Annotated in this window: 14 protein-coding genes; 11 read left to right on the forward strand and 3 right to left on the reverse strand. The window is 68.0% G+C overall.

Annotated features, from left to right (window positions below):
- Positions 1-84: 84 nt before the first annotated feature.
- The 6 genes from V5F78_RS01055 (at position 85) to V5F78_RS01080 (ending at position 8148) form a co-directional block, all read left to right on the forward strand.
- Positions 85-1581 (forward strand): FAD-linked oxidase C-terminal domain-containing protein, encoded by a 1497-nt coding sequence (locus V5F78_RS01055; RefSeq protein WP_394068656.1) that lies wholly within the window; start codon positions 85-87, stop codon positions 1579-1581.
- 25 nt (positions 1582-1606) lie between these two features.
- Positions 1607-2815 carry a glycolate oxidase subunit GlcE gene (gene glcE / locus V5F78_RS01060; protein ID WP_394068658.1) on the forward strand — a complete coding sequence of 403 codons (1209 nt, stop codon included), beginning with the start codon at positions 1607-1609 and terminating at the stop codon, positions 2813-2815.
- Between the two features lie 282 nt (positions 2816-3097).
- Complete coding sequence (gene glcF / locus V5F78_RS01065; RefSeq protein ID WP_394068660.1) at positions 3098-4429, forward strand: glycolate oxidase subunit GlcF; 1332 nt, start codon at positions 3098-3100, stop codon at positions 4427-4429.
- Between the two features lie 153 nt (positions 4430-4582).
- The gene (gene thiE / locus V5F78_RS01070; protein WP_394068662.1) at positions 4583-5221 is read left to right on the forward strand and encodes a thiamine phosphate synthase; all 639 of its coding nucleotides are present in this window, start codon (positions 4583-4585) and stop codon (positions 5219-5221) included.
- A gap of 92 nt (positions 5222-5313) precedes the next feature.
- Positions 5314-6912: a malate synthase A gene (gene aceB / locus V5F78_RS01075; protein WP_394068664.1), complete on the forward strand. Its 1599-nt coding sequence runs from the start codon at positions 5314-5316 to the stop codon at positions 6910-6912.
- A gap of 381 nt (positions 6913-7293) precedes the next feature.
- Complete coding sequence (locus V5F78_RS01080; protein WP_394068666.1) at positions 7294-8148, forward strand: DUF2076 domain-containing protein; 855 nt, start codon at positions 7294-7296, stop codon at positions 8146-8148.
- A 77-nt stretch (positions 8149-8225) separates the two neighbouring features.
- On the opposite strand, the gene pdeM is transcribed toward V5F78_RS01080, so the two are convergent.
- The 3 genes from pdeM to V5F78_RS01095 all read right to left on the reverse strand — a co-directional run bounded on the left by pdeM (position 8226) and on the right by V5F78_RS01095 (position 12076).
- Positions 8226-8927, reverse strand: coding sequence for a ligase-associated DNA damage response endonuclease PdeM (gene pdeM, locus V5F78_RS01085; RefSeq protein WP_394068668.1), 702 nt, complete (start codon positions 8925-8927; stop codon positions 8226-8228).
- Between the two features lie 71 nt (positions 8928-8998).
- Positions 8999-9325 (reverse strand): hypothetical protein, encoded by a 327-nt coding sequence (locus tag V5F78_RS01090; RefSeq protein WP_394068670.1) that lies wholly within the window; start codon positions 9323-9325, stop codon positions 8999-9001.
- Positions 9326-9406: 81 nt separating this feature from the next.
- Complete coding sequence (locus V5F78_RS01095; protein ID WP_394068672.1) at positions 9407-12076, reverse strand: ligase-associated DNA damage response DEXH box helicase; 2670 nt, start codon at positions 12074-12076, stop codon at positions 9407-9409.
- A 138-nt stretch (positions 12077-12214) separates the two neighbouring features.
- Here V5F78_RS01095 and ftsW point away from each other — a divergent pair, with 138 nt between their 5' ends.
- The 5 genes from ftsW to V5F78_RS01120 all read left to right on the forward strand — a co-directional run bounded on the left by ftsW (position 12215) and on the right by V5F78_RS01120 (position 17237).
- Positions 12215-13384 carry a putative lipid II flippase FtsW gene (gene ftsW, locus V5F78_RS01100; RefSeq protein ID WP_394068674.1) on the forward strand — a complete coding sequence of 390 codons (1170 nt, stop codon included), beginning with the start codon at positions 12215-12217 and terminating at the stop codon, positions 13382-13384.
- Positions 13381-14511 carry an undecaprenyldiphospho-muramoylpentapeptide beta-N-acetylglucosaminyltransferase gene (gene murG / locus V5F78_RS01105; RefSeq protein ID WP_394068676.1) on the forward strand — a complete coding sequence of 377 codons (1131 nt, stop codon included), beginning with the start codon at positions 13381-13383 and terminating at the stop codon, positions 14509-14511. Before ftsW ends, murG begins: the two co-directional genes overlap by 4 nt.
- The gene (gene murC / locus V5F78_RS01110) at positions 14508-15923 is read left to right on the forward strand and encodes a UDP-N-acetylmuramate--L-alanine ligase (RefSeq protein ID WP_394068678.1); all 1416 of its coding nucleotides are present in this window, start codon (positions 14508-14510) and stop codon (positions 15921-15923) included. The genes murG and murC overlap by 4 nt, the downstream gene beginning before the upstream one ends.
- Positions 15924-16000: 77 nt before the next feature.
- Positions 16001-16888, forward strand: coding sequence for a cation diffusion facilitator family transporter (locus tag V5F78_RS01115; protein ID WP_394068679.1), 888 nt, complete (start codon positions 16001-16003; stop codon positions 16886-16888).
- A 49-nt stretch (positions 16889-16937) separates the two neighbouring features.
- A complete protein-coding gene (locus V5F78_RS01120; protein ID WP_394041838.1) occupies positions 16938-17237 on the forward strand; it encodes a hypothetical protein in 300 nt (99 codons plus the stop codon).
- The last annotated feature ends 41 nt before the right edge of the window (positions 17238-17278 follow it).

Here is a 17278-nt window from a genome sequence, read left to right on the forward strand (position 1 = left end):
CCGCAACGGAAATAATCCGCGACCGCTTTTCACTGCAAACCGATTATAGTGGTAAAAAAAGGAAACGGTTCAAGGGATGCCGCAATGACGAGCCTCAGGCTTCCGGCAGCGGACGAGACGACCCTCGCCAATCGCGAGAAGATCATCGCCGATCTGCGCACCATCGTGCCCGGCGAAGGCGTGATCGCGCATGAAAAGGAAATGCGCCCCTACGAATCCGACGGGGTGACCGCCTATAAGAATTTGCCGCTCGTGGTGGTGCTGCCCAGCACCACCGAGCAGGTGGCGCGTGTGCTGAAATATTGCCACGACAACAATGTCCGCGTGGTGCCGCGCGGGGCTGGCACGTCGCTCTCCGGCGGCGCCTTGCCGCTCCAGGACGGCGTGCTGCTCGCCATGGGCAAGTTCAACAAGGTGCTGGACATCGACTTCGCCAATCGCTGCGCCGTGGTGCAGCCGGGGGTGACCAATCTCGGCATCACCCGCGCGGTGGAGCACGAGGGCTTCTATTACGCGCCGGACCCCTCCTCGCAGATCGCCTGCACCATCGGCGGCAATGTGGGCGAGAATTCCGGCGGCGTGCATTGCCTCAAATACGGGCTCACCACCAACAATGTGCTGGGCGTGGAGCTGGTGCTCATCACCGGCGAGATTGTGCGCCTCGGCGGCAAGCATCTCGATCCCGGCGCGCTGGACCTCCTTGGCGTCATCGTCGGCTCCGAGGGGCTGCTGGGCGTCGTCACCGAGGTCACGGTGCGCCTGCTGAAGAAGCCGGATACGGCGCGCGCCGTGCTGGTGGGCTTTCCCACCTCGGAGGATGCGGGCGAGTGCGTGGCGCGCATCATCAGCGCCGGCATCATTCCCGGCGGCATCGAGATGATGGACCGCGACGCCATCGCCGCCGCGGAAGCCTTCGTGAACGTGGGCTATCCGCTGGATGTGGAAGCCCTGCTGATCGTCGAGCTGGACGGGCCGGAGGCGGAGTGTGCGCATCTGCTGGAGGAGGTCGCCGCCATCGCCAAGGGCTGCAACGCCTCCACCCTGCGCGTCTCGCAAACCGAGGATGAGCGGCTCGGCTTCTGGGCGGGGCGCAAGGCCGCGTTCCCGGCGGTGGGGCGGCTCTCGCCGGACTATCTGTGCATGGACGGCACCATTCCGCGCCGGCAATTGCCGCTCGTGCTCTCGCGCATGCGGGAGATGTCGGCGCAATACGGCCTGCGGGTGGCGAACGTATTCCATGCCGGCGACGGCAATCTCCACCCGCTCATTCTCTATGATGCGAACAAGCCGGGCGAATTGGACGCGGCGGAATCCTTCGGGTCCGACATCCTGCGCCTGTGCGTGGAAGTGGGCGGCGTGCTCACCGGCGAGCATGGCGTGGGCGTGGAAAAGCGCGATCTCATGCCGACCATGTTCAACGCGGTGGACCTCGCCCACCAGCAGCGCCTGAAATGCGCCTTCGACGACCAGAACCTGCTCAATCCCGGAAAGGTGTTCCCCACGCTCCAGCGCTGCGCCGAGCTCGGCCGCATGCATGTGAGCGGGGGGCAGGTGCCGTTTCCCGACATTCCCCGTTTCTGAGCGGCCGTCACGGCCAGGAATCCGCATGTCCGATATCGTGAAAGTCCAGGACGAGGCGCAGATCGCCGAGGCGGTGCTTGCGGCGCTTGGCGCGAACAAGACGCTGGAGGTGGTCGGCCATGGCTCCAAGCGCGGCCTCGGCCGGGCGAGCCAGACCGACCGCACGCTCGATGTGTCCGCCGTGCGGGGCGTCACCCTCTACGAGCCGGGGGAATTGGTGCTCTCCGCCCGCGCCGGCACGCCGGTGGCGCAGATCGAGACCATGCTGGCCGAGAATGGGCAGATGATGGCGTTCGAGCCCATCGACTACGGCCCGCTGCTCGGCGGCCCCGCCGGGGCGGGAAGCATCGGCGGCGTGTTCGCGTGCAATCTCTCCGGTCCCCGCCGGATCAGCCACGGCGCGGCGCGCGACCATGCGCTGGGCGCACGCGCGGTCTCCGGGCGTGGCGAGGTGTTCAAATCCGGCGGCCGGGTGGTGAAGAACGTCACCGGCTACGACCTGCCGCGCCTGCTCGCCGGCTCCTACGGCACGCTCGGCGTGCTCAGCGAAGTGACGCTGAAGGTCATTCCGCGCCCGCCGACACAGGAAACTTTGATCGTGTTCGGCCTCGACGCGGATTCGAGCGCGCGCGCCATGAGCGCCGCTATGGGCTCCTCCTGCGAGGTTTCGGCGGCGGCCGCCGTGCCGGCCGCTTTGGCCTCGCGCCTGCCGCAGCTCGAAACCGATCGTTCGGTGGTGGCCCTGCGCCTGGAAGGGTTCGAACCCTCGGTGAAGGCGCGGCGCGCCATGCTGATCCGGGTGCTGATGCCGTTCGGCGGGGTCGAAGTGTTGGAGGCGGAGGCCTCTGCCGCGCTCTGGGCGGGCGTGCGCGACGTGCAGCCGTTCACGCAGACGCGGGATCGGGCGGTGTGGCGCATTTCCACAACGCCCATGGCCGGGCCGCATCTTGCCGCCGAGCTCGCGACAGCGCTGAACGCCGAGGCGTTCTGCGATTGGGCGGGCGGGCTGGTCTGGGTGCAGATGCCCGACGCGCTGCCGCAGGCGGAGGCCGTGCGCGCGCGCCTCGCGCCCCATGGCGGCCACGCGACCCTGGTGCGGGCCGATGCGGCGCAGCGCGCGGGCGCGGTGTTCCAGCCGCTCGAAACCGCCCACGCGGCCCTGAGCCAGCGGGTGAAGGCGAGCTTCGATCCCAAGGGCCTGCTCAACCCCGGCCGCATGTATGCGGGGGCATGAGATGGGTGCGCGCATTCAGTGCGAGGGGGATCTCATTTTCGCAGCTTCGGGGCCTGCGACGCGATACCCCCCTCCCAACCCTCCCCCGCAAGGGGGGAGGGCTTTGGTTCGGGATTGCGGGAGACGGCCGATGGCTGAGAACAACACGCTCCCTCCCCCCTTGCGGGGGAGGGCAGGGGGGGGGGTGCCCCGTCCCGCAGGAGGGAGGGGGGTGCCCCTTCCCGCACCGAGGGCGATGTCCCGTCCCGCAGAACCACATTCCGCCGCTAAGGCCAAGCACCCATGCAAACCAATTTCTCCCTCGCGCAGCTGGCCGATCCGCACATCGTGGAAGCGGACAAGATCCTGCGGGCGTGCGTCCATTGCGGCTTCTGCACCGCCACCTGCCCGACCTATGCCCTGCTGGGCGACGAGCTCGACAGCCCGCGCGGGCGCATCTATCTTATCAAGGACATGCTGGAGAACGCGCGGCCGGCGAGCGAGGAGGTGGTCAAGCATGTGGACCGCTGCCTCTCCTGCCTCTCCTGCATGACCACCTGCCCCTCGGGCGTGCATTACATGCACTTGGTGGATCATGCCCGCGACCATATCGAGCAGACCTACAAGCGCCCATTTTTCGACCGGCTGAACCGCGCTTTGCTGGCGGCGGTGCTGCCCTATCGCAACCGCTTCCGCCTGGCTTTGCTCGGCGCGGCCATCGCCAAGCCGCTGGCGCCCGTGTTTCATGCCATCAAGCCGCTGCGGCCGCTGGCGGCCATGCTGCGCCTCGCCCCCGGCCTGCCGCACGGGCCGGCGCACAGCACCATGCCCGGCGTGTTCCCGGCGCAGGGGCCGCGTCACAAGCGCGTGGCGCTGCTCGGCGGCTGCGCCCAGCCGGTGCTGCGCCCGGAGATCGACGAAGCGGCCATGCGCCTGCTCAACCGCTTCGGGGTCGAGGTGGTGCGCACGAAGGGCGAGGGCTGCTGCGGCTCGCTGGTGCATCACATGGGCCGCGAAGAGCAGGCGCTCGCGCTCGCCCGCGCCAATGTGGATGCCTGGACCGCCGAGATCGAGGGCGAGGGGCTGGATGCCATCCTGATGACCGTGTCCGGCTGCGGCACCACCATCAAGGATTATGGCTACATGCTGCGGCTCGACCCCGTTTATGCGGAGAAGGCGGCGAAGGTCTCGGCGCTGGCCATGGACATTTCCCAGTTCGCCGCGACGCTCCATCTGCCGGCCGCCATGGCGCCCATGGAACACCGCGTGGCTTATCATGCCGCCTGCTCGCTCCAGCACGGGCAGAAAATCAAGGGGCCGCCGGTGCAGATGCTGCGCCATGTCGGCTTCGATGTGGCCGAGCCGTTCGAAAGCCACATCTGCTGCGGCTCGGCGGGCACCTACAACATGCTCCAGAGCGAGCTGGCCGGGCAGTTGCGCGACCGCAAGGTCGCCCATCTGGAGAAGCTGGCGCCGCAGATCATCGCCACCGGCAATATCGGCTGCATGACGCAGATCGGCAGCGGCACCGATATTCCGGTGGTGCATACGGTGGAATTGCTGGACTGGGCGACCGGCGGCCCGGTGCCGGGGCCGCTGGCACGGGCGGGCCTCGGGGCGGCGCGGGCGGCCTGAACCGCGCCTCGCGCGCCACTCTTGCCGTCCCAGCGAAGCACTCTTGCCCCACCGGCGCTTAGACTTCCGTATCGCCCGGCATATGTGCGCACGGCGCGATGGGTTAAACCCATGGCGCCGGCGCGCACGCCGTGCCCCGCAGAGAGAGACCTCATGTCGCCCATGTTCGACCTCTCCCTTTACCTGGTCACCGATCCCGCCCAGACCGCCGCGCGCGGGCTGCTGGCAACCGTCGAACAGGCGGTGCGAGGGGGTGTCACCATCGTGCAATTGCGCGACCCGCACGCCAAGGGCCGGGCCCTGGTGGAGCAGGCGCGCGCGCTGAAGGCGCTGCTGTCGCCCCACGGCATTCCCCTCATCATCAACGACCGGGTCGACGTGGCGCTCGCCGCCAATGCCGACGGCGTGCATCTCGGCCAGGATGATATCGACCCCGCCGCCGCACGCGCCGTGCTCGGGGCGGGGCGCATCCTTGGCCTCTCGGTGGGTTCGCCAGAGGAGCTCGCCGCGTCCGATCTCTCGGGGGTGGATTATGTCGGCGTGGGTCCGGTGAACGCCACCGGCACCAAGGGCGATGCGGGCGGCGCCATCGGGATTGCCGGTCTTGCGGCCTTGCGCGCCCGGATCACTCTGCCCCTGGTGGGCATCGGCGGCATTGATGCGGCAAACGCGGGCGCCGTGATCGCGGCGGGGGCGGACGGCGTCGCCGTGGTCTCCGCTTTGTGTAAGGCCGATGATGTCGCCGCCGCCGCGCGCGCGCTGACGGCGATCATCGCCGCCGCGCGGGCCTGAGACTTTTCCCGCCGGACCGCGCTTCAGGCGCGCCGGCGGCGTTCCCGTTCCGGGACAGCTGTTTTGTTTCGTTCCCATAGGAGACCGACATCATGTCGACCCCCACTTTGCCTACCGGCCTTGTCATCACCGGCGCGCTCGGCCCGCGCTATGAGGAGATCCTCACCCCCGAGGCGCTCGCCTTCGTCGCCGAGCTGCAGCGCAATTTCAACGCGACGCGCCTGTCCCTGCTGGAGGCCCGCACGGCCCGGCAGGCCCGTTTCGATGCCGGCGAATTGCCGGATTTCCTCCCCGAGACCGAAGGCGTGCGCGCCGCCGACTGGCGCATCGCGCCGCTGCCGCAGGACCTGTTGGACCGGCGCGTCGAGATCACCGGGCCGGTGGACCGCAAGATGATCGTCAATGCGCTGAATTCCGGCGCCAAGGTGTTCATGGCGGATTTCGAGGATGCCTCCTCACCCTTCTGGTCCAACATGATCGAGGGCCAGATCAATCTGAAGGATCGCTGGGCCGGCGCCATCGACTTCCACGACCCGTCCAACGGCAAGGACTATAAGCTCGGCGGGACCCCGGCGGTGCTGATCATCCGCCCGCGCGGCTGGCATCTGCCGGAGGCCCATGTGGAGGTGGACGGCGCGCCGGTCTCCGGCGCCCTGTTCGATTTCGGCCTCTATGCCTTCCACAATGCCAAGGCGGCGCTGGCGCAGGGCTCCGGCCCCTATTTCTATCTCCCCAAGACCGAAAGCCATCTCGAAGCGCGGCTGTGGAACGAGGTATTCTCGTTCGCCGAGGCGCGCATCGGCCTGCCGGCCAATTGCATCAAGGCCACGGTGCTGATCGAGACCCTGCCGGCGGTGTTCGAGATGGACGAGATCCTCTACGAGCTGCGCGACCATGTGGCCGGGCTGAACATTGGCCGCTGGGACTACATCTTCTCCTTCATCAAGCGGCTCGGGAAGAATGCCCGCTTCCTGACCCCCGACCGGGGCCGCATGGTGATGAGCGAGGCCTTCCTCAAAGCCTATGGCGCGCTGCTGGTGAAGACCTGCCATCGGCGCGGCGCGTTCGCCATGGGCGGCATGGCGGCGCAGATTCCGGTGAAGGGCGATGCCGCCGCCAACACCGCCGCCTTCGCCAAGGTGCAGGCGGACAAGGAGCGCGAGGCCGGCGAGGGCTGCGACGGCACGTGGGTCGCCCATCCCGATCTGGTGAAGGTGGCGCAGGAGGTGTTCGACCGCCTGATGCCCACGCCCAACCAGCTCCAGCGCATGCGGCAGGACGTGAGCGTTGCCCGCGACGACCTGCTGGTGATGCACCAGGGCGCGCGCACCGAAGCCGGGCTGCGGGAGAATATCCGCGTCGGCGTACAATATATCGAAGCCTGGCTGCGGGGACGCGGGGCGGTGCCGCTCTACAACCTGATGGAGGATGCCGCGACCGCCGAAATCAGCCGCGCGCAGATCTGGCAATGGATCTACCTCGGCGCAACGCTGGAGGACGGCCGCACGGTGACGGGCGATCTGTTCACCGCGCTGCTGGACGATGAAATGGCCAAGCTGCGCGAAACCCTCGGTCCCGACGTCTATGACAAGGGGCGTTTCCCCGAGGCGATCAAGCTGTTCTCGGACATGACCCTGGCGCCGCAGTTCGAGGAATTCCTCACTTTGCCGGCCTATAAGCTGATCGCCTGAGGGGGTGCGCCGGCCGCCCTTTGCCATAGGATCGATCGGCATTTAGGGCCTGACGCCCTTGCAGCAGAGCTGCGTCATGCACGGGCTTGTCCCGTGCATCCACGCGGCACCGCTGGCATCGACTATTCAAGGCCTGCGCAGGCGGCCCAACGTGGATGGCCGGGGCAAGCCCGGCCATGACGACCGGTGAAAGAAAGACAATCGCGCGCACCCGACGTCAGGCGCCGCGACGCTGCACCTCGCCGCTGAATGTCGATTGGTCCTAGCGCGGGGGCGGCTGGCTCGACCTTACGTAAGGTTACAAAAAATTCATGGGCGACGGCCCTTCTTCCGCCGCCTGGTCCGCCTCATATGCAAGTCGGTCAACAACCGGAGGCGGAGATGACTCCCGAGGAACGTGCGCTTATTGACGGCCTGTTCGATCGCATGCGCGGCCTGGAGGGCCAGCCGCGCGATCGCGAGGCTGAAGCGCTGATCGCCCAGCGTCTGGCCGAACTGCCCCATGCGACCTATGCCCTGGCGCAGACCGTGCTGGTGCAGGAGCATGCGCTGACCCAGGCCTCCGCCCGCATCCAGGAGCTGGAGCAGCAGGTCCGCGAGGCCGCAGCTCCCCCGCAGCAGGAAAGCACCAGCTTCCTCGGCGGCCTGTTCGGCGGCGGCCGCACCTCGGTGCCCACCGCAGGCGCGCGTCCCGCCGCCGGGGCGCCTCCCTCCGCATTCCCCTCCGCCCCCATGGGCCTGCCCCCGCAGGTGAATGGCGCGGGGCAGCCCAATTCCGGGGCGTGGGGCCAACAGAATACCGCCCAGCAGGGCTATGGCCAGCCGGGCGGCTATCCCCCGCAGGGTGGCTATCCCCAGCAAGGTGGTCCTTGGGGCGGCCAGCAGCGCGGCTTCGGCGGCGGTGGTGGTGGCTTCGGCGGCGGCGGCTTCCTTCAGGGCGCGCTTGCGACCGCGGCGGGCGTTGCCGGTGGCGCGCTTCTGTTCGACGGGATCAAGGGCCTGATGTCCGGTGGCACCGGTCCCGTCGCCCAGCAGGCGGCGGCGCTCGAAACGCCGAAGGAAACCCCGGCGGCTGATAGCGGCAACCTCGGCACGGAGGCGCAGACCGCCCTTGGCGGCGATCCGGGCGCCTCCCAGGACGGAAGCTGGGACACCGCCGACGCGCAGGATGCCGGCTATGACACCGGCGACGACGGTGGCTGGAGCGACGGCGGCTCGGACGATTCCTGGGCCTGACCGTTCGCGCAACGACGCTTCTCAAGACCCCGCGGCGCTGCCGCGGGGTTTTTTATGGCCGTGAGGTTTTATCGCCCTCAATCACCCAGGCAGGCGTGCGCCGCGATGCGATAGGTACGCGCCGCGCCCAGCATGTGGGCCTCGTAGCGCTCGCCGAACAGGCTCGACACCGCCGGGTGGCGCACGTTCAGCCCGCCGGCGAGGCTGCCCAGGGCGGGCAGCACCATGCGCATGCCGTCGGTGGCGAAGCAGCGCCGGCGGATCGAGCGTCCGCGCTGCACCAGCCGGGCGACCGGATGCAGATGCCCCGCCACTTCCCCCGCCACCGTGCCGGGCAGCGGCTCGTGGCGGAAGGTGAGCGGGCCGATGCGGATCTCGCGCGCCCACTCCCCTTCAAGCAGGGCATTGGGCTCGGGATCATGATTGCCGGCGATCCAGATGAAGCTACGCCCCCGCTGGAGCGCCGCGAGGCGCTCTCGGGTGTGCGGCGCGATGCGCTCCTGCGCCCAGCGGTCATGCAGCGTGTCGCCGAGCGCGAGGATAAGGGCGGGCGCCCAGCGGTCGACCAGGGCTTCCAGCCGGGCGAGCGTGTCCGCGCTGTCGTAGGGCGGCAGCATCTGGCCGCGCCGGGCGAAGGCGGAGGCCTTTTCCAGATGCAAATCCGCCACCGCCAGCACCCGGCGTTCCGGCCAGGCGAGCGCGCCACAGGGATCCAGCACCATGTCCGCGCCGGCGAGGCCGACGAACGAAGGGGGAACAGAATCAGCGCGCGCGAGCATGCTGCGATATTGCCGATCGCGCGCGCGGGGGCAAGCGGGGCGCGGCGCACCCACGCCAATGGCATCCGGCGCTATTTCTTCCCCAGCGCGCTGCGCTTCACCTGACGCACCGCAGCAAGCTGCCCCTCCAGCACGCGGATCGCGTCCTGTTCGCTGTCGCTGAGATTGTCCAGGGGCACATGCTTCAGCAGGATTTCCAGCACGTCGCCGATGCGGCCGAGTTGGCGGCCATAGCTGCCGACCTCGTCGAGGATCGCCTGCTCCACTTCCGGGTGCGGGGTCAGGCCGAGATCTATGTTGAACAGGCCGAACTGTGCGTTCCGCAGATCGAATGACCACGGGTTGATCTGCTGCCACAATTCCTTCGGCGCCAGCGAGACCTTGAATGCATTTGCCATGTCGCCCTCCCTCCGACGATCAGGCTAGGTCCGCGCCACCCGGTTGACTAGCGTTAAAGTTGTGCAGATGGTGCCGCGCGATCACCCCATCGCCTCGCGCACCAGATCCTCCTCCGCCTCCGCCAACAGCGCCTCGGAGGCGTCCCCGCCCACGCTCTCGCGGCCGATCTCCAGCAACACCGGCACCGACAGGGGAGAGACATGATCCAGCGGCTGGTGCGCGATGCGGCCCTTGATGCGGGCGAGCATGTCGCCCAGCCGGCGCACGTCCAGGAGGCCGGTGGCGGCATCGGCGCGCGCGGCGCGCAACAGGATATGGTCCGGTTGGTGGCGGCGTAGCACGTCGTAAATCAGGTCGGTGGAGAAGGTGACCTGCCGGCCGGTCTTCTCCTTGCCGGGGAAGCGCCGCTCGATCAGCCCGGCGATGACTGCGCAATAGCGGAACGTGCGCTTCATGAGGGCGCTTTCGGCAAGCCAGGCTTCCAGGTCGTCGCCCAGCATGTCCTGGTCGAACAGATCGTCCAGCGAAAGACGGCCCTGCTTCACCGCGAGGCTCATGTCGGACACCGCATAGACGGCGAGCGCGTAATCATTGGCGACGAAGCCGAGCGGATTGAGCCCCGCACGCTCCAGGCGGCGGGTCAGCAGCATGCCGAGCGTCTGGTGGGCCAGCCGCCCCTCGAACGGATAGGCGACGAGATAATGCCGCCCGCGATTCTCGAACGTCTCCACCAGCAGGTCGAACCGCCCCGGCAGGCGCGAGCGCTGGCGTTGCAGGTTCAGCCAGTCGCGCACCTGGGCGGGCAGCGTCTTCCAGCGCGCGGGCGCGGCGAGCAATGCCCGCACGCCCGCGGCAAGGAAGGTGGAGAGCGGAAACTTGCCCCCGGCATAGGCCGGCACGCGCGGCGAGGTGGCGGTGGAGCGCGAGACATAGACCTCGTCCTCCACCATGGCCTCGTAGCGCAGGATCTCGCCGGCGAACACGAAGGTGTCGCCCGGGACCATGGTCTCGACGAAATATTCCTCCACCTCGCCCAGCATCCGCCCGCCGAACCGCACCCGCCCGGCGAGCCCGGTCTTGGAGGCGCCGCGCGCCGAGACCAGGCGCACTTTGAGCATGGTGGCTTCCACGATGGTGCCGACATTCATGCGATAGGTCTGCGCGATCATGGGGTTGGAGACGCGCCAGAGGCCGTCCTTGGTCTTGCGGATCTTGGCGAAGCGCTCGTAGGCGCGCAGCGCGTAGCCGCCGGTGGCGACGAAATCCACCGTCGCGTCGAAATCCTCCCGCGGGAGCGCGCGATAGGGCGCGGCGGAGCGCACCTCGTCATAAAGCGCGTCGGCGGAAAACGGCGCCGCGCAAGCCATGCCGAGAATATGCTGGGCCAGCACGTCGAGCGCGCCGGTGCGCTCGGGCGGCGTGTCCTGTCCGCCCGCCTTCACCGCCTCCAGGGCCGCGCGGCATTCCAGCACCTCGAAGCGGTTGGCCGGCACGAGAACGGCCTTGGAGGGCTCGTCCAGCCGATGGTTGGCGCGGCCGATGCGCTGCATGAGCCGCGAGGAGCCCTTTGGCGCGCCGATATTCACCACTTGGTCCACATCGCCCCAGTCGATGCCGAGATCGAGCGAGGAGGTGCACACCACGCCCTTCAATTTTCCCGCCGCCATGGCCGCTTCCACCCGCCGGCGCTGCTCCACGTCGAGCGAGCCGTGATGGAGCGCGATCGGCAGGTTGAGGTCGTTCATGCGCCAGAGTTCCTGGAACAGGAATTCCGCCTGCCAGCGGGTATTGACGAACACCAGCGTGGTCTTGTGCGCGGCGATGAGGCCATAGACCTCCGGCAGGGCATGGAGCGCGGTGTGGCTCGCCCAGGGCATGACCGCGAGGCTCTCCAGCATGGAGAGGTCGGGCGCCGCGCCGCCCTGGGCGATCACGAGGTCGGCAAGGGCCTCCCCCGCGCCCGCCTCCTCGGCGTCGGGGGCGCCCGGATGCTGGCCCACGAGGTAGCGGCGCAGATCGTCCGGCTCGGCCACGGTGGCGGAAAGGCCGACGCCCTGGAGCCCCGGCGCGATGCTCCGCAGCCGCGCAAGGCCGAGCGCGAGCAGGTCGCCCCGCTTGGAGGTGACCAGGGCGTGCAATTCGTCCAGCACCACCCGCTTCAGGCCGGAGAAGAGATATTCCGCGTCCTTCGAGGCGAGCAGCAAGGCGATCTGCTCCGGCGTGGTGAGCAGGATGTCCGGCGGATCGCGGCGCTGGCGCTGGCGGCGCGAGGCGGGGGTATCGCCGGTGCGGGTCTCCACGCGGATCGGCAGGCCCATCTCGGCGATGGGCGTTTCCAGATTGCGGGCGATATCCACCGCCAGCGCCTTCAGCGGGGAGATATAAAGCGTGTGCAGCGGCGATTGGCGTGGCGGCGGGACGCGACCGGCGCGGGGCGGGGCGGGCGTGCCGTCAGCCGTCTCCGCCTTTTTCGCCGCCTTGGCCCGCGCGCGCGCGTCGGTGCTGCGCGCTTCGCTCAGTTCCACCAGCGTGGGCAGGAAGCCCGCCAGGGTTTTGCCGGCGCCGGTGGGCGCGATCAGCAGGGTGGAGCGGCCCGCCCGCGCCGAGGCAAGCAGATCCAGCTGATGCGCGCGCGGCTCCCAGCCCCGGGTCGCGAACCAGTCTTGAAACAGCTTCGGCAGCGCGTGGGCGCGCCTGTGGGCGAGGGTCGACACGCAGGGAAGATAAGGCGCGTTCTCCCTTTGTGCCATGGGTTGGCGGGTATTGGCGGCAAAAGGCTGGGACGGTGCGCCGCGGCAATTCCGATGCGGCGTTGCCGGCGATTAATCGCGCGTCAACCAAGCTGTCGCATGGTGGCGACACCGTTCCCGCCCCCGGAGTCCCGCCTCATGATGTCGCGCGCCGACCGCACCGTGCTCAGCGAATGGTGGTGGACGGTGGACCGCCTGCTGCTCGGCACGCTGTTCACCCTCATCATCATCGGCATTGTGCTGTGCCTCGCCGCCAGCCCGCCGGTCGCGGCGCGCCTGGGCATTGCCGATCCGTTTCATTTCGTGAACCGACAGGTCCTCTTCCTGATTCCGGCGATCGCCGTGATGCTGTTCACCTCCTTCCTGTCGCCGCGCACCATCCGGCGGGTGTGCATCGTGGTGTTTCTGATCTGCCTGGTGCTGCTGTTCGCGACCCTGGTGATCGGGCCCGAGGTGAAGGGCGCCCGGCGCTGGCTGAACATCGGCCCGATCACGGTTCAGCCGTCCGAATTCCTCAAGCCGGCGTTCGTGGTGCTGGCCGCCTGGCTGTTTTCCGAAAGCAGCAAGCGGCCCGAGATGCCGGCCCAGCTGCTCGCGATCGGGCTTCTTTGCAGCGTGATGCTGCCCTTGGTGCTGCAACCCGATTTCGGCCAGACCATGCTGGTGGTGATGGTGTGGGGCGCGCTGTTCTTCCTCGCCGGCCTGCGCTGGATCTGGATGGTGGGGCTCATCGGCTTCGGCGTCGGCGGGGCCGTGCTCGCCTATCATGTCGTGCCCCACGTGCAGAAGCGCATCGACCGCTTCCTCGATCCCGCCTCCGGCGACACCTATCAGATCGATACCGCGCTCGAGAGCTTCCGCCATGGCGGCTGGTTCGGCCAGGGGCCGGGCGAGGGCACGGTGAAACGCATCCTGCCGGACGGCCACACGGATTTCGTGTTCGCGGTGGCGGCGGAGGAGTTCGGCATCATCCTGTGCCTGATCCTGCTGTCCCTGTTCGCCTTCGTGATCCTGCGCAGCCTCACCCGCGCGCTCGACGAGCAAGACCCGTTCGCCCGCTTCGCCGCCACCGGGCTGGCGCTGCTGTTCGGGCTCCAGGCCTCCATCAACATGGCGGTGAACGTGCATCTGATGCCCGCCAAGGGCATGACGCTGCCGTTCATTTCCTATGGCGGGTCCTCGCTGATCTCGCTCGCCTTCGGCATGGGCATGCTGCTCGCCCTCTCCCGGCGACGACCGGGCGCGGCCGCGTTGGCGGCGCTCAGCGAACCGGTCGCGGAACCGCAGGGGCATCAGGCGACGGTATGAGCAAACCATTGATCCTGTTGGCTGCCGGGGGAACCGGCGGCCATTTGTTTCCCGCCGAAGCGCTCGCCCATGTGCTGCGGCGGCGGGGATATGATGTCGATCTTGTCACCGACAGCCGGGCCGCGCGCTATGCCGGCCATTTTCCGGCGCGGGAGGTGCACGTCCTGCCGGCCGACACGGTGCGCAGCCGCTCCCCGGTGGCTTTGGCGAAAACCGTCATCACCCTGCTGCGGGGCCTGCTCAGCGGGCTGGTGCTGATGCGGCGGCTGAAGCCGGCCGTGGTGGTGGGCTTCGGCGGCTATCCGACCTTGCCGCCCGTGCTTTCGGCGACCTTTTCCGGCATCCCGAGCCTCATTCATGAGGCAAACGGCGTGCTCGGGCGGGCGAACCGCCTGCTGGCGGCGCGGGTGAGCGCAATCGCCACCGGATTTCCCGATATTCTGGCCCGCGAGGCGGAGCTGGCGCGCAAGGCGGTGTTCACCGGCAATCCCCTGCGCCCCTCGGTGCGGGAGGCTGCGGGCACGAAGTTCGACGCGCCGGAGGTAAGCAGCCCGCTGCGCCTGCTGGTGTTCGGCGGCAGCCAGGGCGCGCGCGTGATGGCGGACGTGGTGCCGCAGGCGGTGGCGCGGCTGAACGGCGATCTGCGCGCCCGTCTGTCGATCGTGCAGCAGGCCCGCGAAGAGGATCTCGACCGGGTGCGCAAGGCCTATCTCGACGTGCGCGTCCAGGCGGACGTCGCGCCCTTCTTCGATGATCTGCCGGCGCGCATGGCGGGCGCCCATCTGGTGATTGCCCGCTCGGGCGCGTCCACGGTGGCGGAACTTGCGGCCATCGGGCGCCCCGCCATCCTCGTGCCGCTGCCGAATGCGCTGGACCAGGACCAGGCGGCCAACGCCAGATCCCTGGAACAGATCGGTGCCGCCCAGGTGATGGCGCAGACGACATTCACGCCCGAACGGCTCGCCACGGCGCTTTCCACCTTCGGCGCCGACCCGCGCGCATTGACGAACATGGCGCAAGCGGCCAGAAGCGCCGGCAGGCTCGACGCCGCCGAACATCTGGCCGACGTGGTCGTGCACCTGGCAGGGGGGGCGCCCATCGCCACCTATCGAGGACACCAAGAATGAAGCTTCCGCAGGCGCTCGGCTCCATCCACTTCATCGGCATCGGCGGCATCGGCATGAGCGGCATCGCCGAGGTGCTGCACAATCTGGGCTATCAGGTGCAGGGCTCGGATGTGGCGGAGAACGCCAATGTGAAGCGCCTGCGCGACGAGGGCATCAAGGTCGAGGTCGGCCATCGCGCCGAAAATGTGGACCATGCCGACGTGGTGGTGGTCTCCTCCGCCATCAAGCGCGACAACCCCGAATTGCAGGCCGCGCGCGCCAAGCGCCTGCCGGTGGTGCGGCGCGCGGAGATGCTCGCCGAGCTGATGCGGCTGAAGAGCTGCGTCGCCATCGCCGGCACCCATGGCAAGACCACCACCACCTCTTTGGTCGCGACCCTGCTGGACGCGGGCGCCATGGACCCCACCGTGATCAACGGTGGCATCATCAATGCCTATGGCACCAACGCCCGCCTCGGCGCCGGCGAATGGATGGTGGTGGAAGCCGACGAAAGCGACGGCACCTTCCTGAAGCTGCCGGCGGAAGTCGCCATCGTCACCAATATCGACCCCGAGCACCTCGATCATTTCAAGACCTTCGACAAGGTGCAGGAGGCGTTCAAGGCGTTCGTGGAAAATGTGCCGTTCTACGGCTTCGCGGTCATGTGCATCGACCATCCGGTGGTGCAGGCGCTGGTCGGCCGCATCGAGGACCGGCGCATCATCACCTATGGCGAGAACCCGCAGGCCGACGTGCGGCTGGTGAATGTGGATCTCAAGGGCGGCGTGACGAAGTTCGACGTCCTGTTCCGCGACCGCAGCGGCGAGACCCGGAACCGTATCGAGGGCTTCCGCCTGCCCATGCCGGGCCGCCACAATGCGCTGAACGCCACCGCCGCGATCGCCGTGGCGCGCGAACTGGGGGTGCCGGACGCGCGCATCCTGGAGGCGATTTCCCAATTCGGCGGCGTGAAGCGGCGCTTCACGCGGACCGGTGAATGGAACGGCGTCGCCATATTCGATGATTACGGCCACCACCCGGTGGAAATCGCCGCGGTGCTGCGCGCGGCGCGCGCCGCGAGCGAGGGACAGGTAATCGCGGTGGTGCAACCGCACCGCTATTCCCGCCTCGCTTCCCTGTTCGACGATTTTTCCACCTGTTTCAACGACGCCGACCATGTGATCGTCGCGCCGGTCTATGCGGCGGGCGAAACCCCGATCGCCGGGGCGGACCGGGACCATCTGGTGCAGGGGCTGCGCGCCCACGGCCATCGCAGCGTCACCGCGCTGGAAGGTCCCGAAGCGTTGGCGGGCATCGTCAAGGGCCTCGCCAGGCCCGGCGACTATGTGATCTGCCTTGGAGCCGGCACAATCACGCAATGGGCCTATGCACTGCCCGGCGAGCTGGAAGCCCTCGCGCCGGGGGGTGGCTGAGCCGCAGGCGTTGCGCTGAGCGGTAGGACCGGATAGGCAAGCGGCGTTCACGCCCCACCGCCCGTCCGGAGACGAAGATGAACCGCACGCTCTGGATCGCGGTCGGCAGCGTATTTCTCGGCATCGTGGTGCTGGCGCTCAAGAGCGCGGCCTATTGGGTGACCGGCTCGATCGCTTTGCTGTCCGATGCCCTGGAAAGCATCATCAACGTTGCGGCGGCGCTCGCCGCTTTGGTGGCACTGAAGATCAGTGCCCGCCCGGCAGACGACAATCATCCCTTCGGGCATCACAAGGCGGAATATATCTCCGCCGTGCTTGAAGGGGTGCTGATCGTGGTCGCGGCGGGCTCGATCCTGCGGGAGGCCTATTTCGGCTTCCTCGACCCGCGCTTTCCCGAACAGCCGCTGAACGGCATGCTGCTGAACGGCGGCGCGACCATCCTCAACGCCATCTGGTGCGTGGTGCTGCTGCGCTTCGGCCGGGCCCTGCGCTCGCCCGCCCTGGTGGCGGACGGCAAGCATCTGATGAGCGATGTCGTCACCTCGGTGGGGGTCCTGGCGGGCTTCGTGCTGGTGCCGATCACCGGCTGGCCGGTGCTGGACCCGCTGCTGGCGGCCATCGTTGCGCTCAACATCCTGTGGACCGGCTGGGGTTTGATGAAGGAATCGGTCGGTGGGCTCATGGATGCCGCCCCGCCGCCGGACGTTGTGGCCGCCATTCGCGAATTGGTCTCCACCCACGCCGACGGTGCCCTTGAGGCGCACGACCTGCGCACCCGCCATGCCGGCCGCATCACCTTCGTGGAATTCCACCTCGTCGTGCCCGGCGACATGACGGTGGCTGCCGCCCACGACATTTGCGACCGCATCGAGCGCGCGTTCGCCGAGGACATGGACCACGCCATCGTCACCATCCATGTGGAGCCCGAGGGCGAGGCGAAGCATCGCGGGGTGGTGGTGCTCTAGCTTGTCGAATATGATGGGCTTCTCGGAGTCATATTAGTTCGAGGCAGTCATGAAATTATATCGAATAACTAACAGTATTATTTGGAGGCATGAGGCTTCTTCGCTCGATTATAGTGCAAGCAGCTATCTCCCTGTTCCATCAAATGAAGATGATGTTGTGTATAATCATTTTATGGATTTTGGCGAAGGTGAAAAGGCGGGTAGTTTTAGGGTCGAGCTGAAGTGGGAGGATGTTGAGATCATCATCCGGATGTTTAGCGAAAAAAATCACCCGCAGGCGATGCTCGTTCAGCGTGCGCGCCGTCTCGCTGCTGCAGTTGATGAGTTTTCGACCCATACTGGAGGCTAACTGTTTTTGCCGCCGGTTGGCTTTCGCGCCGCGCCGTTCTA

It is taken from the genome of Roseixanthobacter glucoisosaccharinicivorans, assembly GCF_043195095.2.
In the GTDB taxonomy this organism is placed as follows: domain Bacteria; phylum Pseudomonadota; class Alphaproteobacteria; order Rhizobiales; family Xanthobacteraceae; genus NCEH01.

Excerpts from the sequence above, each read along its gene's own strand:
- V5F78_RS01055 (WP_394068656.1), top strand. The coding sequence starts at position 85 with ATGACGAGCCTCAGGCTTCCGGCAGCGGACGAGACGACCCTCGCCAAT.
- glcE (WP_394068658.1), top strand. The coding sequence starts at position 1,607 with ATGTCCGATATCGTGAAAGTCCAGGACGAGGCGCAGATCGCCGAGGCG.
- glcF (WP_394068660.1), top strand. The coding sequence starts at position 3,098 with ATGCAAACCAATTTCTCCCTCGCGCAGCTGGCCGATCCGCACATCGTG.
- thiE (WP_394068662.1), top strand. The coding sequence starts at position 4,583 with ATGTCGCCCATGTTCGACCTCTCCCTTTACCTGGTCACCGATCCCGCC.
- aceB (WP_394068664.1), top strand. The coding sequence starts at position 5,314 with ATGTCGACCCCCACTTTGCCTACCGGCCTTGTCATCACCGGCGCGCTC.
- V5F78_RS01080 (WP_394068666.1), top strand. The coding sequence starts at position 7,294 with ATGACTCCCGAGGAACGTGCGCTTATTGACGGCCTGTTCGATCGCATG.
- pdeM (WP_394068668.1), bottom strand. The coding sequence starts at position 8,927 with ATGCTCGCGCGCGCTGATTCTGTTCCCCCTTCGTTCGTCGGCCTCGCC.
- V5F78_RS01090 (WP_394068670.1), bottom strand. The coding sequence starts at position 9,325 with ATGGCAAATGCATTCAAGGTCTCGCTGGCGCCGAAGGAATTGTGGCAG.
- V5F78_RS01095 (WP_394068672.1), bottom strand. The coding sequence starts at position 12,076 with ATGGCACAAAGGGAGAACGCGCCTTATCTTCCCTGCGTGTCGACCCTC.
- ftsW (WP_394068674.1), top strand. The coding sequence starts at position 12,215 with ATGATGTCGCGCGCCGACCGCACCGTGCTCAGCGAATGGTGGTGGACG.
- murG (WP_394068676.1), top strand. The coding sequence starts at position 13,381 with ATGAGCAAACCATTGATCCTGTTGGCTGCCGGGGGAACCGGCGGCCAT.
- murC (WP_394068678.1), top strand. The coding sequence starts at position 14,508 with ATGAAGCTTCCGCAGGCGCTCGGCTCCATCCACTTCATCGGCATCGGC.
- V5F78_RS01115 (WP_394068679.1), top strand. The coding sequence starts at position 16,001 with ATGAACCGCACGCTCTGGATCGCGGTCGGCAGCGTATTTCTCGGCATC.
- V5F78_RS01120 (WP_394041838.1), top strand. The coding sequence starts at position 16,938 with ATGAAATTATATCGAATAACTAACAGTATTATTTGGAGGCATGAGGCT.